A 22,985-nucleotide genomic window follows, 5' to 3' on the forward strand; every position below is an offset into this window, starting at 1 on the left:
AGGAATCTCCATGAGCGAAACACATGCTCCTGAAAAACTCCAGCGTAAGCTTGGGGCTCGTCATCTGAATATGATCGCCATTGGTGGTTCCATTGGTACAGGCCTCTTCCTTGCTTCTGGATCAACCATTGCAAATGCTGGCCCAGGTGGAGCGCTGCTCGCCTACTCTCTCATTGGTATTATGATTTATTTCTTAATGACCAGCTTAGGTGAGCTTGCAACCCACACTCCAACTTCTGGTGCTTTTTTTACATACGGCAGTCGTTATGTCGAAGAGGGCTTTGGTTTCGCTCTAGGCTGGAACTACTGGTATAACTGGGCAATTACGGTTGCATTCGAACTTGTTGCAGTTCAATTTATTATGAAGTTCTGGTTTCCTGATATTCCAGGTTTCTATTGGAGTGCCCTATTCCTCATCGTAATTTTTGCAATCAATGCCATGACCGTAAAAGGATTCGGCGAAAGCGAATTCTGGTTCTCAATGGTAAAAGTGATCGCCATTGTTGCCTTTATTATCATTGGTTTAGCCATGATCATCAAGATTATGCTAACCCCAGGCGTCGCAGCTTTTGGGAACTGGACCTATAAAGATGCACCTTTTGTAGGTGGTTTACAGGCGATGATCGGTGTAGCAATGATTGCTGGATTCTCTTTCCAAGGGACTGAAATGGTAGGAGTTGCTGCTGGTGAATCTAAAGATCCAAAGAAAACGATTCCACTTGCAATCAAACAGATTTTCTGGCGAATCTTATTATTTTATATCTTATGTATCTTCATTATCGGCACGCTAATTGCCTATGATGACCCAAACTTACTACAAGCTGCCACCACTGAAAATATTGCACTTTCTCCGTTTACATTGCTCTATGAGAGAGTTGGCTTTGCTTTTGCAGCTAGTTTAATGAATGCTGTCATTCTTACTGCGATTTTGTCAGCAGGTAATTCAGGCATGTATTCATCAACTCGTATGTTATTTAAAATGGCTCAAGAAGGCCGTGCACCAAAGTGGTTTGCAAAACTTGATGGTCGTGGCGTTCCGATGAATGCACTATACGCCACAACATTTATCGCTGCATTTTGTTTCTTGACAACATTTATTGGTGAAAAACAAGTCTTTAACTGGCTACTTAATATGTCAGGGATGTGTGGTTTCATTGTCTGGTTGGGCATTGCGATTTCACACTATCGTTTCCGCAAAGGTTATATTGCTCAAGGGTATAAATTAGAAGATTTAGCATACCGTGCCAAATTTTTCCCATTTGCACCTTGGTTTGCATTTATCCTCTGCTCAATCATTATTTTGGGACAAAATTATCAAGCTATTTTAGGTGGGAAAATTGACTGGTTAGGACTACTTTCAACCTATATTAGTTTGCCATTGTTCTTAATTATTTGGTTAGGCTATAAGTGGAAAAATAAAACCAAACTGATCGCTTACGACCAAATGAATGTAAAGCCAGAGCAAGACTAAAATCGGTAATTAAAATTAAATCAAAGGTCAAAAGCTTGATCTTTGATTTAAAAAGCGTAAAATGCCGTTCAGATTTTCAACGGCGCTTTTTAATAAGGAGGACATCATGCCAACACTACAAGGTAAAACAGATTAAATAATTTGGCACGATGTCAGCTCACGGACAAGTGTACAAATTCACTTCACTTGTCCGAATGCTCAAATTTAAGACCTAGCATTCGCTAGGTTTTTTTATGCCTGCACGGACAAAAATAAGAGAAAAATTATGGGCATACAAAAAATATTAAATGAGGAAGCGCTTTACGGTGTTCCCGTTAAAATTTTCACTCAAGATATAGATAGTGAAAGTATCGAACAACTCAAGAAAATGGCTCAACTGCAATTTATCTATTCACATATTGCTGTGATGCCAGATGTTCACGTAGGAAAAGGCGCGACTGTAGGCAGTGTTATTCCAACTAAACATGCCATTATTCCTGCTGCTGTAGGTGTAGATATTGGCTGTGGAATGAATGCAATTCGCTTAAGCCTAAAGGCCTCACAATTACCGGATAACTTAAGTCGTTTACGCGATGCAATTGAACGTAAAGTCCCTGTTGGCTTTGCTTTACATAAACAGGTTAAGGCAAAGGCATCTAACATTATTCCGCTTGAAAAACGCTTAGAGCCTATTATCAAAAAGCATCCTGGACTTGTTCGAATGCTTCGACAATTTGATGCAACATGGCAAAAACAACTTGGTACTTTAGGTGGTGGTAATCACTTTATAGAATTATGTATTGATGAAAATCAAGACGTATGGGTAATGCTACATTCAGGTAGCAGAGGTCTGGGTAACGTCATTGGGACTTATTTTATTGAGTTAGCCAAGAAAGAAGCTCAACATCGCTTTGGTCATGTGCCTGATAAAGATTTAAGTTATTTTGCTGAAGGCTCAAACAGCTTTGATGATTATGTAGAAGCTGTAGAGTGGGCCCAAGAATATGCTTTTGAAAATCGCAAAGAAATGATGCGTTTAATTTTAGAAGCTATTCGTCCACTTCTACCCTCTTTTCAAATGACCAAAGAGGCTATTAATTGTCATCATAATTATGTAAGCCGTGAAACACATTTCGGTGAAAGTTTATTGATTACCCGAAAAGGTGCTATTCGAGCAGGCTTAGATGAATTAGGCATTATTCCAGGTTCAATGGGAGCACGCTCTTATATCGTCAGAGGTAAGGCAAACCCTGCGTCATTTTGTTCTTGTTCTCATGGAGCAGGTCGCAAGATGAGTCGAAGCAAGGCAAAAACTCTTTTTAACCAGCAAGATCTTATTGAACAAACCCAAGGTATTGAATGCCGTAAAGACAGTGGTGTTGTTGATGAAATCCCAAGTGCTTATAAAGATATTGATGAAGTCATGGCAAATCAGGCTGACCTTATTGAAGTTGTTCACACACTTAAACAAGTTTTATGTATTAAAGGTTAAAACATGAAAATTAAAGAAATGCCAAAAATCAAAGTCCGTAATCAATTAGCTCTTTCCCCTTTACTTCACAAAGGTGGAATGCATGAAACGGAGAAACCTCGTGCTCAACATCGTAGAGATAGACAAGATACTAAACAGCAATTGAGAAAAGGTGATTGGTAAATAATTTAGACCAAGATCGAGAGTAATTATTATTAAGGAGAGATAGAAATGACTAAATATTTTAAAAATCGCAATAAAAAAAGCGACTCTAACGAGTCGCTTTTTTACTGTTCAAGAACTCAAATTATTGAGCTGCTGCAGGAGCTGCTGCTTCTTGACCAGGTTGAACAACTACAGTACGGCTACCAGTGATTGTCGCGAATACACGACGGTTCATAGCACGACCTTCTTTAGTTTTGTTGTCAGCAATCGGTTGATCCCAAGCGAAACCTTGAGTAGACAAACGAGATGCATCAACGTTGTATTCGTTTACAAGAGCTGATTTAACAGAGTTAGCACGAGCTAAAGATAAACGTTCGTTTAACTTACGTGGACCAGTGTTATCTGTGTGACCTTCGATACGTGCAGTAGCGTTAGGGTATTCAGTTAACTTCTCAGCAACTTTAGCGATTTCTGGCTTGTATTGGTCTTTGATGTTTGATTTGTTAGTATCAAAGAACACACGAAGTTCCATGTTAAGGTCTTCAGTTAACTCTTGTGGTTGTGGAGCAACTGGAGTTGGTTCAACTGGAGCAACTTCTACTACAGGAGCAGCAGGCTTCAAGTGACCACCAAGAACTACGTTTAAACCAGCAAGAGCTGTATAGTTCCAGAATTTTTCGTCAAAGTTATAAGTACCACGAGCTTCTGTACGAAGAGATAAAGCATCGTTTAAGCGCCAGAAAGCACCAAAACCAGCATTACCTAAAGTACCTTCTTCATCGTTGTGATAAGAAAGATCAGGAATTTCGTATTTGTAGTGACCAGCACCTAACAATACGTATGGCTTAATTTTGCTGTCGTAGTTTTTAGTGATTAAATCAGAAGTAACATAGAAGTTACCGTTGATTTGTTTTTGTTTGTATTCAGCGCCAGCAGCAAGACCGTCTACATCACCTTTAACTTGGTTATATTCAGCTTCGAAACCTAACCATGGTGTTAACTCAATACCAAGAGCTGCACCAACGAATAAATCGTCTTGTAGTTCAGGTCCATTAGTTAACTCACCTTTGTCGCCGCCATTGTTGTGTTGGCTGTCTTGGAAAGTGTAACCAAGCAATAATGGTGTAACAGTTACGCCAGCATTAGCAGCAGCTAATGGAGCAGCAACAAGCATAGCAAGTGCAATACGACTCAATTTCATGGATATCCTCCAGAGATAACAATTGTTGTTCAAGCTCAGCCTAAATTTATTGGCCCCTGAGATATTTTTACCCCAGTATTATTTTTAAGCTATTCACATTTGAATCATACAAACACTTGATAGACTTTCCAAGTGCTTGATAATTTTAATCAAGTAAATTATTGACAAAATTACTTACAATTTCCGTTGTAATTCGGTAATTTTTTACTCAACTAGCAAATATGAACAACTTCTTTGTTTCGCTTAGGGTGATTTTACCAGTATTCTAGCGTCCTGATAACCTTTATTTAATTTTGTGTTTCCTCATTATAAAAAGCTATATAAATCATTGATAGAACGCATAAAATCAAAATATTTCTTTATATATTAAGGAATTTTAATGTTTAAATCTCCCGGTTTCACACTAGTGGAACTCACTATAACGCTCGCAATTCTTATGATTATGTTCGCTATAGCTGTTCCTTTATACCACCAATTTATGGCTTCGGTAGAATTAAAAAACACGCCTCGACTACTCACAATTCATATACAAAAAGCCAAATACGACGCAATTCTACGACATAAGAATGTCGTACTTTGCCCAAGTGTTGACTTCATGCTGTGTAATAGTAATTGGAATACAAGCCTTATAAGCTTTGTAGACACAAATCATAATCTACAAAGAGAAAGTGATGAAGAGATATTGACTACTATCGATCTTAATCACCGTTATGGTTCTTTAAAATTTCAAAAATTCGGGAAAAAACTAAATAGTATTGTATTTCAGGGAGACTCTGGACTACCACGCGAGTCTAATGGCAGTTTTACTTATTGTTCTTATGATCAGCTTAAAAACTTTAAATTAGTCCTGAGCAAAATGGGACATATTCGTTTAGAAGACCTTAAAAATTGTTAGAACTCTACAGTCTAATGCAGAAGATATCTCTCTTTGATTTTTGCAATATACTGCCTAGGTTTTAAACATTTCTTATTTTGAGATTAAGAATAACCGGAGATTAGAACAATGACTGACATCGTAATTGTTAATGGTGCTCGTACTGCTATGGGTGGTTTTCAAGGATCATTATCAGGACTTACAGCACCTGAATTAGGTGCTGTAACGATTAAAGAAGCAATCGCAAGAGCAGGTTTGCAGCCTACTGATGTCGAAGAAGTCATTATGGGTTGTGTTCTTCCTGCTGGTTTAAAACAAGGCCCTGCTCGTCAAGCAATGCGCAAAGCTGGCTTACCTGACTCTACAGGTGCTGTGACGATTAATAAGCTTTGTGGCTCTGGCATGAAAGCCGTGATGCAAGCAACCGACATGATTAAAGCAGGCAGTGCAGAAATTGTTGTTGCTGGCGGTATGGAATCCATGACAAATGCGCCTTATGTTTTACCCAAAGCCCGCGCTGGCTATCGTATGGGCCATGGTGAAATTAAGGATCATATGTTTCTTGATGGACTTGAAGATGCTGAAACTGGTCGCTTAATGGGTTCTTTTGCTCAAGATATGGCAAATACACGTGGCTATACACGTGAGCAAATGGATGACTTTGCAATTCGTTCTTTGAAACGTGCTCAAACGGCAATTACAGAAGGTTATTTCAAAGATGAAATTGTCTCGGTTACCGTACCTAGTCGCAAAGGTGATGTTGTTGTTGATCAAGATGAACAACCTCTAAATGCAAAGATCGATAAAATTCCTTCACTTAAACCAGCTTTTGCAAAAGACGGAACGATAACCGCAGCAAACGCAAGTTCTATTTCGGATGGTGCATCTGCATTAGTGCTGACATCAAGTGAAGTTGCTGCTCAACGTGGTTTACAGCCACTTGCAAAAATTATTGCAACAGCTTCAAACTCTCAACATCCTTCAGAATTTACGATCGCTCCAGTTGGTGCTATTGAAAAAGTACTTAAAAAAGCGGGTTGGAATGCTCAAGATGTTGACCTCTGGGAGATTAACGAAGCTTTTGCCATGGTTACCATGTGCCCAATTGATGATTTCAAGCTTGATGCTGAGAAAGTGAATATCAATGGCGGTGCTTGTGCGCTAGGTCATCCAGTAGGGTCTACGGGTTCTCGTATTATTCTTACGCTTATTCATGCATTGAAACGTACTGGCGGTAAAAAAGGTATTGCAGCACTTTGTATTGGCGGTGGTGAAGCAACAGCTGTTGCAATTGAACTCATTTAATTAAAATTAAGTATTTAAAAATCCCACTTCAGTGGGATTTTTTTATGAAAAAGCTACAAAAAATGACCCACAAAATCACTTTTAAGTTTTAACTTATTCTCTTAAACGAAAACAACAATGGACAATAACAATGCAACTCAATCACTACCTCAATTTCCAAGGTCAGGCAGAGCAAGCCTTTAATTTTTATAAATCAGTTTTTGGTGGCGAGTTCGCCATGTTGAGTCGCTATGGTGATATGCCACCGTCAGAAGGTGTGACATTATCCGAAGCGAACAAAAATCTGGTTCTTCATGTTTCTCTACCCATTAATGAATACACTGTACTTATGGCATCAGATACAAATGATCAGTTCTGTGCACCTAACAGTGTTTTTACCCAAGGCAATAATCACTACATCGCAATTAATCTTGAAAAGGACGAGCAAGAAAAAGCTAAACAGCTGTTTGATGCTCTATCTGTAAATGGTCAAATTGAAATGCCTCTAGAAAAAACATTCTGGGGAGCATTATACGGAGCGTTTACCGATCAATTTGGTATAAAGTGGATGGTCAACTGTCAACTTGATACATAATTTTCAATATAAAAAATCCCGCAAATTGCGGGATTTTTTATTTCAGGATTTATTAAGCACCTGTTTGATAACTCGCTTCTGGCACACCAGTTGAAGCTTGATACGGATTGGTAAAGTCTTGCAAACCTGCCGCAGCTTCTTGCACATCTTTACCTTCTTTTACAACAAAACTATCAAAACCAGAACGCTTTAAGTAATTTAAAACATCCTTAAACACATCACCCGTTGCACGTAACTCACCTTGGAAACCTTGGCGGCGTAACAGTGCTGCAAATGAGTAGCCTCGACCATCACCAAAACCGGCAAACTCAATAAAAATTGAATCAAGTTCATTTAATGGAAAGCTATGATCTTCAGGTGAATCATTTACCGTCACATACAAAGCTTTTTTGCCTTGAACGTTAACTAATTGGTCAAGTTGAGCCGTTGTTACCACAACATCACCTTGAGGAACTACACCATCTTCAGCAATGATTTGGTAAGTATTGTCTGCGATCGTGCCATCTTTATAAAGCACTGGTAGAGCTGTATTAAGCATATGCACGCTCCTTAAATGGTTGAATTCCTACACGGCGATATGTATCAACAAAACGCTCACCTTCAGTACGTAAATCTAGGTAAGTATTTAATACTTCTTCAATAACATCTGGAACAGCATCTGCTGCAAAAGATGGCCCTAAGATGTCACCGATCGATGCATCGTGATCTGAATTACCACCCAATGTAATTTGATAGAATTCAGCGCCTTTCTTATCTACACCTAAAATTCCGATGTTACCTACGTGGTGATGACCACAAGCATTCATACAACCCGAGATATTTAGATCTAAATGACCAAGATCATAAACTTTATCTAAGTCATCGAAACGACGTGTAATCGCTTCAGCAATAGGAATTGATTTCGCATTTGCAAGTGAACAGAAATCACCGCCTGGGCAACTAATGATATCGGTAATAAAACCAATATGTGCACGTGCCATATTTTGTTGTTCAAGTGCTTGCCATACATCGAACAAATCTTTTTGAGGCACATCTGCTAAAGCAATGTTTTGTTCATGAGTCGTGCGAAGTTCACCGAAAGTATATTTATCAGCAAGATCTGCAATAAAATTCATTTCTTCGGTGGTCATATCGCCCGGTGCGATACCTGCACGTTTCAGAGAAATCGTAACAATACGATAGCCCTTCACTTTATGCGCATGTGTGTTGATGTTGAACCATTGTTTGAATTTTGGATGCTCAGCAAATAAAGCTGTGAAGTCTTCATCTGCTAAATCTTGATAGTCAAAAGGAGTGAACTCTTCATCCAATTTTTTCAAGATTTCTGGCTGAATTTTCAATGCTTCACGTGTATGTTCAAATTCAGCTTCAACTTTCTGTGCAAACACTTCAGGAGTTAACGCTTTAACTAGAATTTTAATACGCGCTTTATATTTGTTATCACGACGGCCATGCAAGTTATAAACACGTAGAACCGCTTCTAAGTAAGCAATTAAATCTTCACGCGGTAAAAACTCACGAATAACGCTACCAATGATTGGGGTACGGCCTAAACCACCACCAGCCATAATTTTATAGCCGATTTCACCCGCTTCATTACGCACAATATAAACACCAATATCGTGGAATGCAGTTGCTGCACGATCTTTTTCTTCAAGTGCAGAAACAGCAATTTTGAACTTACGTGGCAAGAATGCAAATTCAGGGTGGAACGTACTCCACTGACGAATCAATTCACATGTTGGACGTGGGTCTGCAATTTCACCAGCAACTACACCTGCATATTGGTCAGTTGTTGTGTTACGAATACAGTTACCACTGGTTTGAATGGCATGCATTTGTACAGTTGCAAGTTCTGCCAAAATATCTGGCACATCTTCAAGTGCAGGCCAGTTCAGCTGGATGTTTTGACGTGTAGATACGTGTGCATAACCACGGTCATAAGCAGTTGAAACTTCAGCAACTTTACGTAATTGCTTAGAATTCATTAAGCCATACGGCACAGCAATACGCAGCATAGGCGCATAGCGTTGCACATATAAACCATTTTGCAAACGTAACGGACGATATTCATCTTCAGAAAGTTTGCCAGCTAAATAGCGTTCAGTCTGATCACGGAACTGAGCAACTCGTTCATTAACCAGCTGCTGGTCGAAATCGGTATATAAATACATGGCGTATGGCTAGTAGATTCATTATTAAGGCGGATAGCATAGCGAGCTTTCATTCATCAATAAAATGCTTTTTTTGCATATTTAATAACGGTTTTATTGATAAGCTTTAATATAAATCAATATAAAAAAAGCCCGGATAAATCCGGGCTCTTTTTATAGAAGCATTTTATTTGTTATCTGGTAAAGCGTAAGCCACTAAATAGTCGCCCATTTTTGTACCAAATGAACCATGACCACCAGCCATGATCACAACATATTGCTTACCATTGATTTCATAAGTCATTGGTGTTGCTTGTCCACCCGCTGGTAAACGCGCTTCCCAAAGTTTCTTACCATTCGTGACGTTAAACGCACGTAAGTAGTTATCTTGAGTTGCACCAACAAACATGACATTACCGGCAGTAGAAATTGAACCACCTAAACCAGGCACACCAATTTTCACAGCTGGTAACTGGAACAAGTTCGGTAAGCTGTCACGAATTGTACCAATACGTTTTTTCCATACCACTTCATGAGTTTTCAAATCTACGCCAGCTACATAGCCCCAAGCTGGTTGTTTACAAGGTAAACCAAGCGGAGATAAGAATGCGCTAATTTCAACACCATAAGGTACGCCGTACATCGGTTGTACGCCCTGTTCAGTTCCCGCACCTTTTGCAGTTTCTGCACGGTTTGGATCGGCAGGAATTAAACGACTAACGAATGGCAGGCCAATCGGGTTCATCACAGCAACCTGACGATCAGGGTTAACTGACATACCGCCCCATTCAAACACACCTAAGTTACCAGGGAAAACTAAAGTACCGTTTTCAGATGGTGGAGTATAAATACCATCGTAATTTAGACGTTTGAAAGATACACGACACATGAGCTGATCAAGCATAGTGGCACCCCACATATCTTTATCAGTCAATTTGTCTTGTGGTGCCAAGTTCAAGTCAGAGAATGGCTGAGTTTTTGAATAATGCTCGCCTTTAGTTTGTGGTCCACGTTTAACTGTTTGTGGAACTGGTTTCTCAGTTACAGGAACAATCGGTTGACCATTACGGCGATCAAGCACAAAGGCATTACCAGTTTTCGTCAATACATAGATTGCAGGAACAGTTTGGCCAGCTTTGTTTTTGATATCAGCTAAAGATGGTTGTGATGGTACGTCCATATCCCATAAATCGTGATGGGTTGTCTGGAAGTTCCACACTAATTTACCAGTTGAAGCATTAATTGCTAACATCGAGTTTGCATAACGTTCTTTCAACTCGGTACGGTCGCCACCCCAGATGTCTGGTGTACCTACACCTGTTGGTACATAAACGATATCAAGTTTGGCATCGTATGCTAAAGGTGCCCACGCGTTTGGCGAGTTATGAACAAAAGTAGTTCCTTCACCCGGCATTGCATTTGGATCTGCTGCGCCTGTATCAAATACCCAAAGAAGTTTACCAGTGTTAACGTCGTAGCCGCGAATTACACCAGATGGTTCTTTACTTGAGTAGTTATCGGTTACCGAACCAGCAATAACAACAGTTGAACCAGTCACGATACCAGGAGATGTTGGGTTGTAACCACCTGGGTAAGCGTATGGCATAAACTCTTGCAAGTTCACTTCACCATTTTGACCAAAGTCAGTACATGCTTTACCAGTGTCAGCATTCACAGCCACTAAACGGCCATCATTCACTGGAACGAAGACTTTACGCGGACATTGTGTAGAGTTAGATTTCTTGCCTTGAAGACTCGTTGCAAACTCAGTTGTATTGTTTGCATCGTAGTACATCACACCACGACAAGTTAAATGCTGGAACGATTTATCCGTTTTAAGCTTCGGATCAAAACGCCATTTTTCTTTACCTGTCGCAGGATCAATCGAAATTAATTGTTGATGAGCTGTACAGATAAACATGTTATTACCGATTTTAATCGGTGTAACCTGATTAGTTGTTTCGCCAGAGTCATTACCCGTTTTAAGATCGCCAGTACGTAAAGTCCAAGCAACTTTCAAATCTTTTACGTTTTGATCATTAATCTGTTTCAACGGAGAGTAACGTACACCTGCCTGAGTACGACCATAGGCTGGCCAGTCACTTTCAGCAACACCAGGTACAGCCTGAGCTGTTTCTGGTTGAGGTGTCTTGATTTCACCATTAATTTCTTGCGGATCGTTGAAAATGGAATAGACCATCAACAAGATTGCAATTGCTAGAGTAGAAGATAAGGCAACTTTACTTGATCCAAGGTTGTTGATTCCACGAGTCACAGCTGGAATCAATAACCATAAACCAAGAATACCTAAAATATCTAAACGAGGTGCAAGTGCCCAGAAGTCAGTTCCAACTTCCCAGACGCCCCAAATAATAGTACCTAGCATCAAAGCGGCATATACCCATAGGGCCGTAGATGCGCGCTTATAGAGTTGCCATGCAACAATAAGGAGTAATACACCAGCAATAATATAGTAAATTGAACCGCCTAATGTAGCGAGCCAAATACCTCCAATTAACAGGAATAACGCTAATAACCCAATAATAATTACGGTAAAAGTCGTTAAACCTGATCTTGAAGTAGGTTGATTCATAAACCACCTCTTATCAATCATCATTTTTATCGGAAAGATATGCCGAGTTTTAAATTAAAAATCGACATCACCAATACATCTAAAACAAAATTCAGGCATAAAGAAAAAACGGAAGGTCAGGATACTTCAATCAATGATTTAGTCCTCGACAATCCGTTTTCAGGGTAATTACGCTTAGAATGCAGTTGAGAATTTAATACCGCCTACCCAAGTGTTATCACCATTTTTTAATGCACCAACATGACGAACATATTGCACATTTGGACGGATAGTCAGCCAGTTTGTCGCATGAATACCGTAGTAAAGCTCGGTATTGTATTCAGTGTCATATTCTTTAGTTTGGACATCGTTCCAATCATCGTTGATATGGATACGCGCAACACCTAATGCCAACTCATCTTGAGGACGTTGATTGAGCAAACCTTTATAGACCAAGCCTACATTTTGCATGTTATCAATTTTGTTGGTATCAGAGTCGTGGAACGTCAGGTTCACAAAACCAGTCAACCCACGGTCTGTTTGATCAGCAGGCTGGAATAATTTTTGTTTTGCAGTTACCCATACACCTTGCTTATGAGATGTTTGAGCCTTATTTGTAATTTCTTCGGCATCGGCAGTGCTGTAGTAATAACCTAAACGGTATTCACCAGCCATGCTTTGAGCACCTAATTTAGGTGACCACACCACTTCGGCAGGAATAATTGCCCCATGTGAACCATCAGTACTTAGGTTAAAACCTTTGCCTCGGTCCAGATTTTCTGGGTTATATTCATATACCCCTACTTGCGTATATAGGTCAGGCTGCAAGTTATATTTAACACGCATTGCCCATTGGCTAACTGGCCAGTTATACCACTGATCACCTACCCAGTTACCGACTTGCGAGCCACAAAGCGCCAAGTTCTGGAAATCACAGTCAAAACTATTAAAGTCTTCACCTTCACCAAAACGACCGACTTTAACGTCTAATTTTTGATCCATGAATTTTTTCTTAATCCACAAATCTGTTAAACGCCAAGTTTGCTCACGCCCCCACACTTCTTGTACTGAGCTTAAATGCCCTGCTAAAGCTGGTGAATGTTCAGAAAGCGATTGCCCATCACGATAAGTTAACGTGATTTGAGCTTCGGTATCTTGCCACCCTAAAATTTTATTTAGGTCAAAATGAGTTCCTAATGCCAGTTGCCCCGTATAAGCACTACCATGCGTAGATGTATTTTTTGAATCTAAAATACCGGCGTATTCGCCGGTATATCCAAAAGAAAAATCATAACCTTGTGCTTGTAACGCGGTGCGTTGACCGTTCCAATCACCCAACATCCAAGGACTATTTGGGTCAAATGCAGCAGCAGCCTGTGCGTGCTGTATAAAAAGAGTAATTGATAAAACGGATAAACAGGAAGCCATCAAGGATTTATGTGTTTTCATGTTTACATACCTTTTATGTCTTTGTTTATAAAGGGTACGCTAATTTTATGTAAAGAAATTATTCAAAATGTTAATCAATTGATTAATCTAATAATAATCTTAATACACATTGTATAACAAATAGCCCCTGCTCTTTACCACCGTCCCTCACCAAGTTTCTGACCTATAAAGGAATATCTCATTTTTGATCTTGAAAACTTAATTGGACAAGCTAATTGTGGTTCGGTATCGGCTGTATTATTTTGCAAAGGTACATCCACAATCCATCCACGTTGTTGTGCTAAGGGCGAATTTAATGCCTCATTTAGACTTAAGACAGGTTCTACACACACATCAAGATTTGCAAAAATTTCATGCCATTCTTTAAATGTTTTGCTTTTAATTTTTTCTTGAATAGCTTGTTTAACTTCTTGTCGATCTTCGGCATCTAATGAAGCACCTTTTTGTAATAATAGTGGCAAGTCAAGAGCGATTGATAAACCTGACATAAATTGTGGTTCAAGACTACCAATTGAAAGATAACGACCATCTTGCGTCATATAATAATCATAGAAAATGCCCCCATTGAGCATGCCATGCTCTGGAGCCTGCTCGACCTGTGCAGCAAGTGTGGCTGAAGCAGCCATACTATTTAAGCTAGCAACACAATCAGTCATGGAAATATCAATATATTGCCCCATTCCACTACGCTCACGTTCAACCACCGCAGCTAAAATAGCGATGACCGCATGAAGGGAACCACCTGCAATATCTGCAACTTGAATACCGAGCGGTGGCGGACCACTGTCTTGTCGTCCGCTATACCCAGCAATACCAGCTAAGGCTAAATAGTTAATGTCATGCCCTGCTCTATCTTTATAGCTTCCAGTTTGACCATAACCTGTAATTGAGCAGTAAATTAAACGCGGGTTAATTTCGGCAAGTGTTGAGTAGTCTAATCCTAAGCGGTGCATGACATCAGGTCGAAACTGCTCTATGACAATATCAAAATCAGAAATCTTGGCTTTAATTAATTCAATACTCGCCGGATCTTTTAAATCGAGAACAATCGACTGTTTATTTCGATTTAAATAACTATGTGCTGTTGCTTGCCCATTTGCGTATGGCGGCATGATCCGAATTAGATCAGGTCGTGATGGAGATTCGATATGGATAACTTCTGCACCCATATCGGCTAAGTACATTGTGGCAAAAGGTCCAGGTAAGAGTGTCGAGAAATCGAGAACTTTAAGTCCATTTAATGCTGTCGTCATCGTTTTTTTAACCACTATTATTCATATTTTCTTTTATATTAGTTAAGCAAATATTCTAAAACAATGTCATGTTCAGCCATTTACCTTGATCATTTCGGCAATTTAACATGTAAAAAGTGCTTTTACTCTGTTGTAAATCGCCAATTTATTTTTTTAGACGGTCATTTAGGTCAATTTAAAGTGAACATCAAAGAGACTGAAGGATTCAATATGAGTCGCGATACGATTAGCATCCACTTCGTGAATGCGGCTTTGACAGGCGTAAAGCGCCTTGGCATGGATGTTGAAATGCTCCTTTCACATGTGGGCATTGAAGCGGAATTATTACGTCAACCTAAAGCTCGAATCTCACCAGAACAATACACTCGTTTTATAAAAATGTTGTGGATGGTCACACAGGATGAACACGTTGGATTTGACGTACAACCACGTCGTCTGGGCACTTTTGCCATTATGTGTCAGTTGATTATTCACGCAAAAACATTGGGCCAAGCCCTTGAACTGTCATCTCAATTTTACAAATTATTTGGCGATGAATGGTCTGTCAGCCTAGAACGTGACAAGCATGAAGCACGCCTAGTTCCGCTCATTCCAAAAACTTTAGATCCAGATCATTTCATTACCGAAAGTATGCTTATGATTTGGCACGGTCTAGCATCATGGTTAATTGAACGCCGTTTGCCATTAGAGCGTGTTCATTTTAGTTACCCACGTCCTGCACATGCAGATGAATATGATGCATTATTTTTTGCACCAGTCATGCAGTTTGATGCACCACGTACTGAAATTACCTTTGCGGCTGATTATCTTGATTTACCAATCCGCCAAGATGAAAAAACGCTAGAAGAGTTCTTAAAAGCAGCACCTGCTCAGCTTTTAGTCAAATTCAAAAACACCAACTCGCTGACTTCTCGTATTCGTGAAGTGCTCAAAAGCCAGATTGGTGAAGAAATGCCAACGCTTAATGACGTTGCATCAATGCTGTATTTATCTCCTCAAACCTTACGTCGCCGCTTGGCTGCTGAAGGGAAAAGCTATCAAGGCGTAAAAGATGCTTTGCGTCGAGATGCTGCAATTCACTTATTACTCAACCCTGAATTAACACTTGAAGACGTTGCTCAACAAGTCGGTTTTAGTGAAACCAGTACATTCCACCGTGCATTTAAAAAGTGGACAGGCGTAACCCCAGGTTTATATCGCCAGCTACACGGTTATCACTAATTCTTAAATCTCTTTAGTTTCACATTTAGCCCAAGTTCGACTTGGGCTTTTTTGTATTTCTATTGGCAAAAATCATCACCTGACTGGTGCGCTTATCGTCATTGCACTCGCTATTAAAACCAGTACACTCAAAACACAAATAAATTTTAAGCAATAAAAAAGGAACTGTTATGAGCGAGGCTTATATTATTGATGCCATTCGCACACCACGCGGAAAAGGAAAAAAAGATGGCTCTCTTTACGAAGTAAAACCAATTACCTTACTCACCACTTTATTAAATGAATTACAGCAGCGCCATCAACTCGATACATCTAAAGTTGACGACATTGTTTTGGGCTGTGTAACACCAATTGGTGATCAAGGCGGTGACATAGCAAAAACAGCAGCGATTGCAGCGGGTTGGAATGATGATGTTGCTGGGGTACAAATCAATCGTTTTTGTGCTTCAGGTTTAGAAGCAGTCAACATGGCAGCCATGAAAGTTCGCTCAGGCTGGGAAGATTTAGTGGTTGCTGGTGGTGTTGAATTAATGTCACGCATTCCAATGGGTTCCGATGGTGGACCATGGGCGCTAGACCCAGAAACAAACCTTAAGTCATCATTTGTTCCACAAGGCATCGGGGCCGACCTCATTGCAACATTAGATGGCTATAGCCGAGAAGATGTTGATAATTTCGCTGTGAAGTCACAACAAAAAGCGGCGGCGGCTCAATCAAATGGTTATTTCAATCACTCAGTCGTACCAGTAAAAGATCACGCAGGTGTGGTGATTTTAGATAAAGATGAGTTTATTAAAGGCAATACCACACTCGAAGGTCTAACGAAGCTCAACCCAAGTTTTGAAATGATGGGGCAAATGGGTTTTGATGCAGTTGCTTTACAAAAATATCCGGAAGCACAAAAAATAAATCATGTTCATCACGCAGGTAACTCGTCAGGCATTGTCGATGGTGCTGCTGTTGTTTTATTAGCCTCAGAAAAAGCGGTAAAAGAACAAAATTTAAAACCACGTGCTAAAGTTTTGGCGACTGCATTAGTCGGCACTGACCCAACGATTATGCTGACAGGCCCTGCTCCTGCTGCACGTAAAGCGTTAGAAAAAGCTGGCCTTACGATTGATGATATTGACCTATTTGAAGTCAATGAAGCATTTGCGGCTGTTGTTATGCGTTTTATTAATGAGCTCAACGTCCCTGCTGAAAAAGTCAATGTAAATGGCGGTGCAATTGCTTTAGGCCATCCGTTAGGAGCAACAGGTGCCATGATTTTAGGCACACTACTTGATGAGCTTGAACGACAAGACAAAAAGCGCGGTTTAGCGACGCTCTGTGTTGGCGGTGGAATGGGTATTGCCACCATTATTGAACGCGTATAAAAATTAGGGATATAAAAGATGAGTGCAATTCAATACGAAAAAAATGCCGACAATATTGTCATATTAACGCTTGATTCAACTGGTCAATCTGCAAACACCATGAATGCCGAGTTTCGTGACTCGCTCGATGAGGCGACTCAGAAACTTAAAGCAGAAACAGAACTTTCAGGTGTTATTTTCCGCTCAGCCAAAAAAACTTTCTTTGCAGGCGGTGATCTAGATGAGCTGATTCAAGTTCAGCCTGAACATGCGACTGACTTTTTCAATATGGTTGAAAAGCTAAAAGGTCATTTACGCACAATTGAAACGATTGGTATTCCAGTCGTTGCAGCATTAAATGGCACAGCCCTTGGCGGTGGTTGGGAAATCGCTTTAAGTTGTCATCACCGTATTGCAATCAATGACCCTAAAAGCAAATTTGGCTTACCAGAAGTCACTTTAGGATTGTTACCAGGTGGCGGTGGTATTGTCCGTATGGTACGTCTACTCGGACTTCAAAATGCATTCCCATTTTTAATGGAAGGCAAACAGTTCGGTGTTGATAAAGCAAAATCTTTAGGCTTAATTCACGATACTGCTGAAAATGAACAAGAGCTTTTAGATAAAGCAATTGCTTGGATCAAAGCAAATCCAAAATCTCAGCAGCCTTTTGACGTGAAGGGCTATAAAATTCCAGGTGGTGATCCAAAGACTCCAGCAGTTGCACAAGTTCTTGCAATTGCCCCCGCCATGTTAAGAGACAAAACCAAAGGTTGTTACCCTGCCCCTGAAGCGATTATGGCTGCCGCTGTTGAAGGCGCTCAAGTCGATGTAGATACTGCACTGCGTATTGAGTCTCGCTACTTTACTCAGCTTACAACAGGCCAAATCTCTAAAAATATGATCGGCACTTTCTGGCACGGTCTAAATGCAATTAAATCTGGTGCGAGCCGCCCTGCCGATATTGCAAAATGGCAAGCGACTAAAGTGGGTGTGTTAGGTGCGGGCATGATGGGTGCGGGCATTGCATATTCAGCCGCAATTAAAGGCATTCCAGTTGTACTGAAAGATGTATCTGTTGAAAATGCTGAGAAAGGTAAAGCTTACTCACAAAAGCTTCTTGATAAACGTGTTTCACAAGGCCGTATGACCGCAGAAAAACGTGATCAGGTTTTAACACTGATTACGGCTACCGCTTCAGCAGCAGATCTACAAGGCTGTGACTTAATTATTGAAGCAGTATTTGAAAATCAAGAGCTCAAGGCTAAAGTCACTCAAGAAGCTGAACAATATTTAGCGCCTAATGGCGTAATGGCATCAAATACATCAACCCTGCCAATTACAGGTTTAGCTCAAGCAAGTAAAGATGATAAAGCTTTTATCGGTCTGCACTTCTTTAGCCCTGTCGACAAAATGCAGTTGGTCGAGATTATTAAAGGTAAAAACACCTCCGCAGAGACACTTGCTAAAGCCTACGACTTCGTACAACAAATTGGAAAAACACCGATTGTTGTTAATGATAGCCGTGGTTTCTTTACGAGTCGTGTGTTTGGTACGTTCATTCAAGAAGGTATGCGCTTGCTTGCCGAAGGTGTTCATCCAGCGCGTATCGAAATGGCAGCGCTTAAAGCTGGTATGCCAGTTGGCCCACTCGCCATTCAAGATGAAGTATCTTTAACATTAACCGAACATGTTGCTAATGAAGCACGCAAAGCATTACAAGCCGAAGGTAAAGATTTACCTAAAACTTCTGTAGATGAAGTGGTTCACACCATGATTCATGAGTTAAACCGTAAAGGTAAGGCGGCTGGTGCAGGTTTCTATGACTATCCTGAAAATGGTAAAAAGCATCTTTGGGAAGGCTTAAACCGCTGGCAAAAAGATCATGACATTTCTGAACAAGACATGATTGATCGCATTCTGTTTGTACAAGCTTTAGATACCTTACGTTGTTATGAAGAAGGCGTATTAGAGTCTGTGATTGATGCCAATGTCGGTTCTATCTTTGGGATTGGTTACGCGCCTTGGACGGGTGGAGCAATTCAATTCCTCAATCAATACGGTACTGATAAAGCACAAAAACGCGCCGAAGAATTGGCTACAAAATATGGTGAACGTTTTACACCGCCAGCTTTACTAAAAACCAAAGCAGAGCAGAAACAAAATATTCAATAACTTAGACATATTGAATATTTAAAAACTGCATAAACCTTGCCCATATAAATATATTTTATTTATATGGGTTTTTGTTTATGACCTTTAAGATTTCAGCCGACTGCCTAAATATGCTATAAATAGACTTCATTTTTGTGCTTCTAAAGCACATTCGAGAAATCCTTATGTCCGATAAAAACTCTTCCGAGTCAGCAATTTTAGGCTGGAAATTTGTTCTGATTGTTGGTGTTTTAAGTGCGATTTTCCTTGGTTTTTTCTATTTAGCGATGAGTAATGAACCTGACTATATGCCAGGAGCACAGCGCAAAGCACAACAAGAGCAGATGCAACAAAAAGCTGGAAACTCTACCGAACAACCAGCTCAACATAGCGATAACATGCCTGAAATGGACATGTCAGAACATCAGCATTCAACTCAGTAAACAGATATTTTTCAAATGACAGATTTTTCCCGTAATGCATTGGTTGTAGAGGGTGGAGGCATGCGTGGTGCCTTTACCAGTGGTGTACTTGACACGTTTTTACAACAACAGTTCAATCCTTTCAATCTATACGTTGGAGTGTCATCTGGCTCAACCAATGTTGCAAACTACTTAGCTGGTCAACAAGGCCGCACTCTAACGTTTTATGTCGATCACTCACTTCGCCCTGAATTTATCGATTACAAGCGCTTCTTTAAAGGTGGTGATTTACTCGATTTAGAATGGATGTGGGAAATTGGTGAAAAAGAGCATCCACTTGATCAGCAAAGTCTATTTGCCAAAAATCCAGATTTTTATATGGTGTTGACGCATGCTAAAACAGGCCATGCTGAATACCTTCGTGCCGGTAAAGATAACCTGTTAAATGCGCTTCGTGCATCTAGCTCAATTCCAGTTTTAACGCGTCATCCGGTCGATATTATGGGTGAACCCTACTTTGATGGTGGCGTTGCAGATGCCCTACCCGTTCGCTGGACGGCTCAGCAAAGTGACGTCAAAAAACTATTGGTTTTACGCACTCGTCCGAAAAATTACTTTAAGGCCAGTAGTCGCGGTGATCAATTCCTCGCGAAATATGCATTTAAACATCATTATGGTTTTGCAAATAGTTTGCGTAGCCGTTGCGCTCGTTATAACGCTTCAGTAGATTTTGTGCGTGGTCAAAACCCAGACCAGCAAATTTTAGAAATTTGTCCACCGCCTCTTAAAAATATGGCTGGCCGTTTAACTACCAATCCGAAAAAACTTCGCTACAGTTACGAAGTCGGTTTAGAAACAGGTCTACAGGCAATTGAAAGCTGGAATGCAATGAAATAAATTAAAATTGAGATTTCTTTCTAAAAGGAGTCTCAATTTAACTCTAAAACCATATCAATATGTGGAATGCCACAGTCTTCATAAACTTCCCCTTTCGCATGAAAACCTAAAGCTTCGTAAAAAGTGGTCACATACGTTTGTGCTGAAAGCTTTAAATAAGGCAGTTTATGATGGTGCGCATAGTCAATAATATGCTGCATTAAAATTTTACCGATACCCTGCTTTCGATAAGGCACTAAAACAGCAACACGCCCTACGCTATGCTGTGGCAACAGACGTGCTGTAGCGATAGGCTGCTTTTTGTCATAAACAATAAAATGCAAAACTGTGGCATCCAAGTCGTCCCATTCATCTTCAGGCGCAATTCCCTGTTCTTGAATAAAGACTTGTTCACGGATGTATTTCGCATCTTTCTCGAGCTGTTCCCAACCACCCTCTATAATTTTATACATCCGCTCACCGCCCTAACACTTGCAGCCAATATTTTCGATCGGCAATTGATCTTGTAACAACAATTCCAACGTTTGTTTTTTAATACCGTACATTTCTTTCAATGCTTGGATTTGAGCCATAATCTTGGCATCAGGTTCAGAAACGTTTTTGCGTTTCGTCGCCAAAATCATTTTATTTTTGCTGGTATGTTCAAGCGATACAAACTCAAAAACTTTAGTTTCATAGCCATACGCTTTTAAAAGTAACGCACGTAACGTATCAGTCAGCATTTCAGCTTGTTGCCCCGCATGAATACCAAATTGCAGCATTGGCTGTAACACTTCAGGACTATGTAGCTGTGGACGTAACTCTTTGTGACAACACGGCGCGCACATAATCATTGAAGCGTTTAAACGAATTCCAGTATGAATGGCAAAGTCTGTTGCAATATCACACGCGTGTAAGGCAATCATAACGTCCAGTTTTTCTGGCTGATAACTACGGACGTCACCTTCAAAAAAGTCTAAGTGGTTAAAATGCACTTTATCTGCAACATTCAGGCAAAACTCAACCAAATTCGGGCGTAATTCAACTCCAGTGATCAATGGTGTTTTTTGCTGCTCTTGCAAATAATCATATAACGCAAAAGTTAAATAACCTTTGCCAGAACCAAAATCTACAATTCGTAGTTCTTGCTGAGAGGCATCAATTTGCTCATAAGCACTCGCAAAAATTTCAATAAATTTATTAATTTGTTTCCATTTACGCGCCATGCTTGGAATAACTTGGCCTTTTTCATCGGTAATACCAAGCTCTTTTAAAAACGCATTGCCCTGCTGTACATAGCGATGCTTTTCACGATCATGTGTCTGAACCGTTTGTGTCGCATTTACCGCCTGCTTTTTACCCATATTCAATAAGGCTTTTTTCTTATTTTTTTTGAGTTGAATTTCTTGAGTAGTCGAAAATAAATTCGCTTGCTTACACTCCATGATTAATTGCTTAATCTGCTGCAAACCTTCTTCAAATGAATAGTTTTTGGTCACATCCTGAGTAGTGTGGTGATATAACGCTGAAAGCTGTTTTTGCCCATGTAACTCTACAACACGGAAAGTGATTTTCTCCAGCTGTTCCAACTCTCCCTTGTACTGGCTCAAGATCAAACGCTCAAAAATTTGTTGATCAAGCATTTGCTTAATTTCATGGAAGAATTGTTGCTCTTGCTCAAAGGAAAAAACCGACACGGATATACCTAAAAATGAAGACTCATATAGAATAGAAGTTTAAAGGGTCTAGGATTAAAAATAAAATAACTTTACGACTGTTTTGTATTTCTATACATTCGTATTTTTAATCAAAAAAATTAAACTTATGAGTAAATCTGTACTGGAAACTTACGATCCTAAAGAGGAATTATTTAACGCCTACAGCCATGGTGCTGGTGTGGTTATGGCAGTTGTTGCTTCTATCTTTTTAATTATGAAGGGATCTTATCTTCCAACTGCTCAGTGGGTTGGTTTATGGGTATACTCATTTAGTCTCATTTTAGTTTTCACTAGCTCTACACTCTATCACTTTGCTCAAACACAAAATCTACGTTACTGGTATAAGAAGCTTGACCATACAGCCATTTATTATTTAATTGCAGGAACATATACCCCTTTCTTAAGCATCGCGATTCCTACTACAAAAGCTCATTATCTGCTAATTGCACTATGGAGCATTGCTGCAATTGGTACACTTTTCAAGTTAGTTTTTATTCACCGCTTTCAAAAAATTTCTTTGCTCGCTTATATTTTAATGGGATGGCTTGCCGTTTTTGTAATGGACGATATGCGCACCTATTTAAGTAAAGACGCATTGATTTTCTTGATCATTGGTGGATTAGCTTATACGGTTGGAGCATTGTTTTACGCGTTAAAAAAGGTAAGATATACCCATGCGATCTGGCACATTTTTGTGCTTTTAGGTGCAGGAGCACATTTCCTTGCTATCTATTGGTACATAGTTTAGTTCATTTTTCACTCTTATTCAGTG

At 39.9% G+C, this 22,985-nt stretch carries 20 protein-coding genes; 12 read left to right on the forward strand and 8 right to left on the reverse strand.

Annotated elements, in window-relative coordinates:
- Nucleotides 1–10 precede the first annotated feature (10 nt).
- From OD757_RS15250 to OD757_RS15260, 3 genes are all read left to right on the forward strand, one after another.
- Entirely contained in the window at nucleotides 11–1,471 is a 1,461-nt protein-coding gene (locus OD757_RS15250) for an amino acid permease (RefSeq protein ID WP_263032386.1), read from the forward strand.
- 265 nt (nucleotides 1,472–1,736) lie between these two features.
- On the forward strand, nucleotides 1,737–2,942 hold the full coding sequence (locus tag OD757_RS15255) for an RtcB family protein (protein WP_263032387.1): 1,206 nt from the start codon (nucleotides 1,737–1,739) through the stop codon (nucleotides 2,940–2,942).
- Nucleotides 2,943–2,945: 3 nt separating this feature from the next.
- Nucleotides 2,946–3,104: a hypothetical protein gene (locus OD757_RS15260; RefSeq protein WP_263032388.1), complete on the forward strand. Its 159-nt coding sequence runs from the start codon at nucleotides 2,946–2,948 to the stop codon at nucleotides 3,102–3,104.
- Between the two features lie 124 nt (nucleotides 3,105–3,228).
- Here OD757_RS15260 and omp38 read toward each other — a convergent pair whose 3' ends face one another.
- Complete coding sequence (gene omp38, locus OD757_RS15265; protein WP_049838091.1) at nucleotides 3,229–4,287, reverse strand: outer membrane protein Omp38; 1,059 nt, start codon at nucleotides 4,285–4,287, stop codon at nucleotides 3,229–3,231.
- A gap of 379 nt (nucleotides 4,288–4,666) precedes the next feature.
- On the opposite strand from omp38, the gene OD757_RS15270 reads away from it, so the two are divergent.
- The 3 genes from OD757_RS15270 to OD757_RS15280 all read left to right on the forward strand — a co-directional run bounded on the left by OD757_RS15270 (nucleotide 4,667) and on the right by OD757_RS15280 (nucleotide 7,040).
- Nucleotides 4,667–5,182: a GspH/FimT family pseudopilin gene (locus OD757_RS15270; protein ID WP_263032389.1), complete on the forward strand. Its 516-nt coding sequence runs from the start codon at nucleotides 4,667–4,669 to the stop codon at nucleotides 5,180–5,182.
- Between the two features lie 108 nt (nucleotides 5,183–5,290).
- Nucleotides 5,291–6,466, forward strand: coding sequence for a thiolase family protein (locus OD757_RS15275; RefSeq protein WP_005036248.1), 1,176 nt, complete (start codon nucleotides 5,291–5,293; stop codon nucleotides 6,464–6,466).
- 130 nt (nucleotides 6,467–6,596) lie between these two features.
- Complete coding sequence (locus OD757_RS15280) at nucleotides 6,597–7,040, forward strand: VOC family protein (protein ID WP_009389331.1); 444 nt, start codon at nucleotides 6,597–6,599, stop codon at nucleotides 7,038–7,040.
- Nucleotides 7,041–7,092: 52 nt separating this feature from the next.
- Here the strand turns inward: OD757_RS15280 and OD757_RS15285 are convergent, their stop codons facing one another.
- The 5 genes from OD757_RS15285 to OD757_RS15305 all read right to left on the reverse strand — a co-directional run bounded on the left by OD757_RS15285 (nucleotide 7,093) and on the right by OD757_RS15305 (nucleotide 14,467).
- A complete protein-coding gene (locus OD757_RS15285; protein ID WP_009389607.1) occupies nucleotides 7,093–7,578 on the reverse strand; it encodes a DUF934 domain-containing protein in 486 nt (161 codons plus the stop codon).
- Complete coding sequence (locus OD757_RS15290; protein WP_004789205.1) at nucleotides 7,571–9,214, reverse strand: nitrite/sulfite reductase; 1,644 nt, start codon at nucleotides 9,212–9,214, stop codon at nucleotides 7,571–7,573. The genes OD757_RS15285 and OD757_RS15290 overlap by 8 nt, the downstream gene beginning before the upstream one ends.
- A 166-nt stretch (nucleotides 9,215–9,380) precedes the next feature.
- The gene (locus tag OD757_RS15295) at nucleotides 9,381–11,786 is read right to left on the reverse strand and encodes a glucose/quinate/shikimate family membrane-bound PQQ-dependent dehydrogenase (RefSeq protein ID WP_009389461.1); all 2,406 of its coding nucleotides are present in this window, start codon (nucleotides 11,784–11,786) and stop codon (nucleotides 9,381–9,383) included.
- Nucleotides 11,787–11,960: 174 nt separating this feature from the next.
- Nucleotides 11,961–13,193, reverse strand: coding sequence for a carbohydrate porin (locus OD757_RS15300; protein WP_263032441.1), 1,233 nt, complete (start codon nucleotides 13,191–13,193; stop codon nucleotides 11,961–11,963).
- Nucleotides 13,194–13,348: 155 nt separating this feature from the next.
- Nucleotides 13,349–14,467 carry a CaiB/BaiF CoA transferase family protein gene (locus OD757_RS15305; protein ID WP_263032390.1) on the reverse strand — a complete coding sequence of 373 codons (1,119 nt, stop codon included), beginning with the start codon at nucleotides 14,465–14,467 and terminating at the stop codon, nucleotides 13,349–13,351.
- 210 nt (nucleotides 14,468–14,677) lie between these two features.
- On the opposite strand from OD757_RS15305, the gene OD757_RS15310 reads away from it, so the two are divergent.
- The 5 genes from OD757_RS15310 to OD757_RS15330 all read left to right on the forward strand — a co-directional run bounded on the left by OD757_RS15310 (nucleotide 14,678) and on the right by OD757_RS15330 (nucleotide 20,516).
- Nucleotides 14,678–15,688 (forward strand): AraC family transcriptional regulator, encoded by a 1,011-nt coding sequence (locus OD757_RS15310; protein ID WP_004789200.1) that lies wholly within the window; start codon nucleotides 14,678–14,680, stop codon nucleotides 15,686–15,688.
- Nucleotides 15,689–15,858: 170 nt separating this feature from the next.
- The gene (locus tag OD757_RS15315) at nucleotides 15,859–17,064 is read left to right on the forward strand and encodes an acetyl-CoA C-acetyltransferase (protein WP_263032391.1); all 1,206 of its coding nucleotides are present in this window, start codon (nucleotides 15,859–15,861) and stop codon (nucleotides 17,062–17,064) included.
- Nucleotides 17,065–17,082: 18 nt separating this feature from the next.
- Complete coding sequence (locus tag OD757_RS15320) at nucleotides 17,083–19,218, forward strand: 3-hydroxyacyl-CoA dehydrogenase NAD-binding domain-containing protein (RefSeq protein ID WP_263032392.1); 2,136 nt, start codon at nucleotides 17,083–17,085, stop codon at nucleotides 19,216–19,218.
- 164 nt (nucleotides 19,219–19,382) lie between these two features.
- Complete coding sequence (locus tag OD757_RS15325) at nucleotides 19,383–19,640, forward strand: hypothetical protein (protein ID WP_263032393.1); 258 nt, start codon at nucleotides 19,383–19,385, stop codon at nucleotides 19,638–19,640.
- 15 nt (nucleotides 19,641–19,655) lie between these two features.
- Nucleotides 19,656–20,516: a patatin family protein gene (locus OD757_RS15330; RefSeq protein WP_263032394.1), complete on the forward strand. Its 861-nt coding sequence runs from the start codon at nucleotides 19,656–19,658 to the stop codon at nucleotides 20,514–20,516.
- A 32-nt stretch (nucleotides 20,517–20,548) separates the two neighbouring features.
- On the opposite strand, the gene OD757_RS15335 is transcribed toward OD757_RS15330, so the two are convergent.
- The gene (locus tag OD757_RS15335) at nucleotides 20,549–20,968 is read right to left on the reverse strand and encodes a GNAT family N-acetyltransferase (RefSeq protein ID WP_263032395.1); all 420 of its coding nucleotides are present in this window, start codon (nucleotides 20,966–20,968) and stop codon (nucleotides 20,549–20,551) included.
- Between the two features lie 12 nt (nucleotides 20,969–20,980).
- Nucleotides 20,981–22,192, reverse strand: a complete 1,212-nt coding sequence (locus OD757_RS15340; protein ID WP_263032396.1) for a class I SAM-dependent methyltransferase — start codon at nucleotides 22,190–22,192, stop codon at nucleotides 20,981–20,983.
- A 127-nt stretch (nucleotides 22,193–22,319) separates the two neighbouring features.
- On the opposite strand from OD757_RS15340, the gene trhA reads away from it, so the two are divergent.
- Complete coding sequence (gene trhA / locus OD757_RS15345; RefSeq protein WP_009389402.1) at nucleotides 22,320–22,961, forward strand: PAQR family membrane homeostasis protein TrhA; 642 nt, start codon at nucleotides 22,320–22,322, stop codon at nucleotides 22,959–22,961.
- The last annotated feature ends 24 nt before the right edge of the window (nucleotides 22,962–22,985 follow it).

The sequence above is a fragment of the Acinetobacter sp. AYS6 genome, assembly GCF_025630795.1.
Taxonomy (GTDB): domain Bacteria; phylum Pseudomonadota; class Gammaproteobacteria; order Pseudomonadales; family Moraxellaceae; genus Acinetobacter.

What these genes read in the sequence shown, in the direction of transcription:
- OD757_RS15335 (WP_263032395.1), bottom strand. Translation starts at nt 20,968, where the DNA reads ATGTATAAAATTATAGAGGGTGGTTGGGAACAGCTCGAGAAAGATGCG.
- OD757_RS15270 (WP_263032389.1), top strand. Translation starts at nt 4,667, where the DNA reads ATGTTTAAATCTCCCGGTTTCACACTAGTGGAACTCACTATAACGCTC.
- OD757_RS15280 (WP_009389331.1), top strand. Translation starts at nt 6,597, where the DNA reads ATGCAACTCAATCACTACCTCAATTTCCAAGGTCAGGCAGAGCAAGCC.
- OD757_RS15310 (WP_004789200.1), top strand. Translation starts at nt 14,678, where the DNA reads ATGAGTCGCGATACGATTAGCATCCACTTCGTGAATGCGGCTTTGACA.
- OD757_RS15330 (WP_263032394.1), top strand. Translation starts at nt 19,656, where the DNA reads ATGACAGATTTTTCCCGTAATGCATTGGTTGTAGAGGGTGGAGGCATG.
- OD757_RS15295 (WP_009389461.1), bottom strand. Translation starts at nt 11,786, where the DNA reads ATGAATCAACCTACTTCAAGATCAGGTTTAACGACTTTTACCGTAATT.
- OD757_RS15300 (WP_263032441.1), bottom strand. Translation starts at nt 13,193, where the DNA reads ATGGCTTCCTGTTTATCCGTTTTATCAATTACTCTTTTTATACAGCAC.
- OD757_RS15250 (WP_263032386.1), top strand. Translation starts at nt 11, where the DNA reads ATGAGCGAAACACATGCTCCTGAAAAACTCCAGCGTAAGCTTGGGGCT.
- OD757_RS15320 (WP_263032392.1), top strand. Translation starts at nt 17,083, where the DNA reads ATGAGTGCAATTCAATACGAAAAAAATGCCGACAATATTGTCATATTA.
- trhA (WP_009389402.1), top strand. Translation starts at nt 22,320, where the DNA reads ATGAGTAAATCTGTACTGGAAACTTACGATCCTAAAGAGGAATTATTT.
- OD757_RS15325 (WP_263032393.1), top strand. Translation starts at nt 19,383, where the DNA reads ATGTCCGATAAAAACTCTTCCGAGTCAGCAATTTTAGGCTGGAAATTT.
- OD757_RS15305 (WP_263032390.1), bottom strand. Translation starts at nt 14,467, where the DNA reads ATGACGACAGCATTAAATGGACTTAAAGTTCTCGATTTCTCGACACTC.
- OD757_RS15315 (WP_263032391.1), top strand. Translation starts at nt 15,859, where the DNA reads ATGAGCGAGGCTTATATTATTGATGCCATTCGCACACCACGCGGAAAA.
- OD757_RS15290 (WP_004789205.1), bottom strand. Translation starts at nt 9,214, where the DNA reads ATGTATTTATATACCGATTTCGACCAGCAGCTGGTTAATGAACGAGTT.
- OD757_RS15260 (WP_263032388.1), top strand. Translation starts at nt 2,946, where the DNA reads ATGAAAATTAAAGAAATGCCAAAAATCAAAGTCCGTAATCAATTAGCT.
- OD757_RS15255 (WP_263032387.1), top strand. Translation starts at nt 1,737, where the DNA reads ATGGGCATACAAAAAATATTAAATGAGGAAGCGCTTTACGGTGTTCCC.
- OD757_RS15285 (WP_009389607.1), bottom strand. Translation starts at nt 7,578, where the DNA reads ATGCTTAATACAGCTCTACCAGTGCTTTATAAAGATGGCACGATCGCA.
- omp38 (WP_049838091.1), bottom strand. Translation starts at nt 4,287, where the DNA reads ATGAAATTGAGTCGTATTGCACTTGCTATGCTTGTTGCTGCTCCATTA.
- OD757_RS15275 (WP_005036248.1), top strand. Translation starts at nt 5,291, where the DNA reads ATGACTGACATCGTAATTGTTAATGGTGCTCGTACTGCTATGGGTGGT.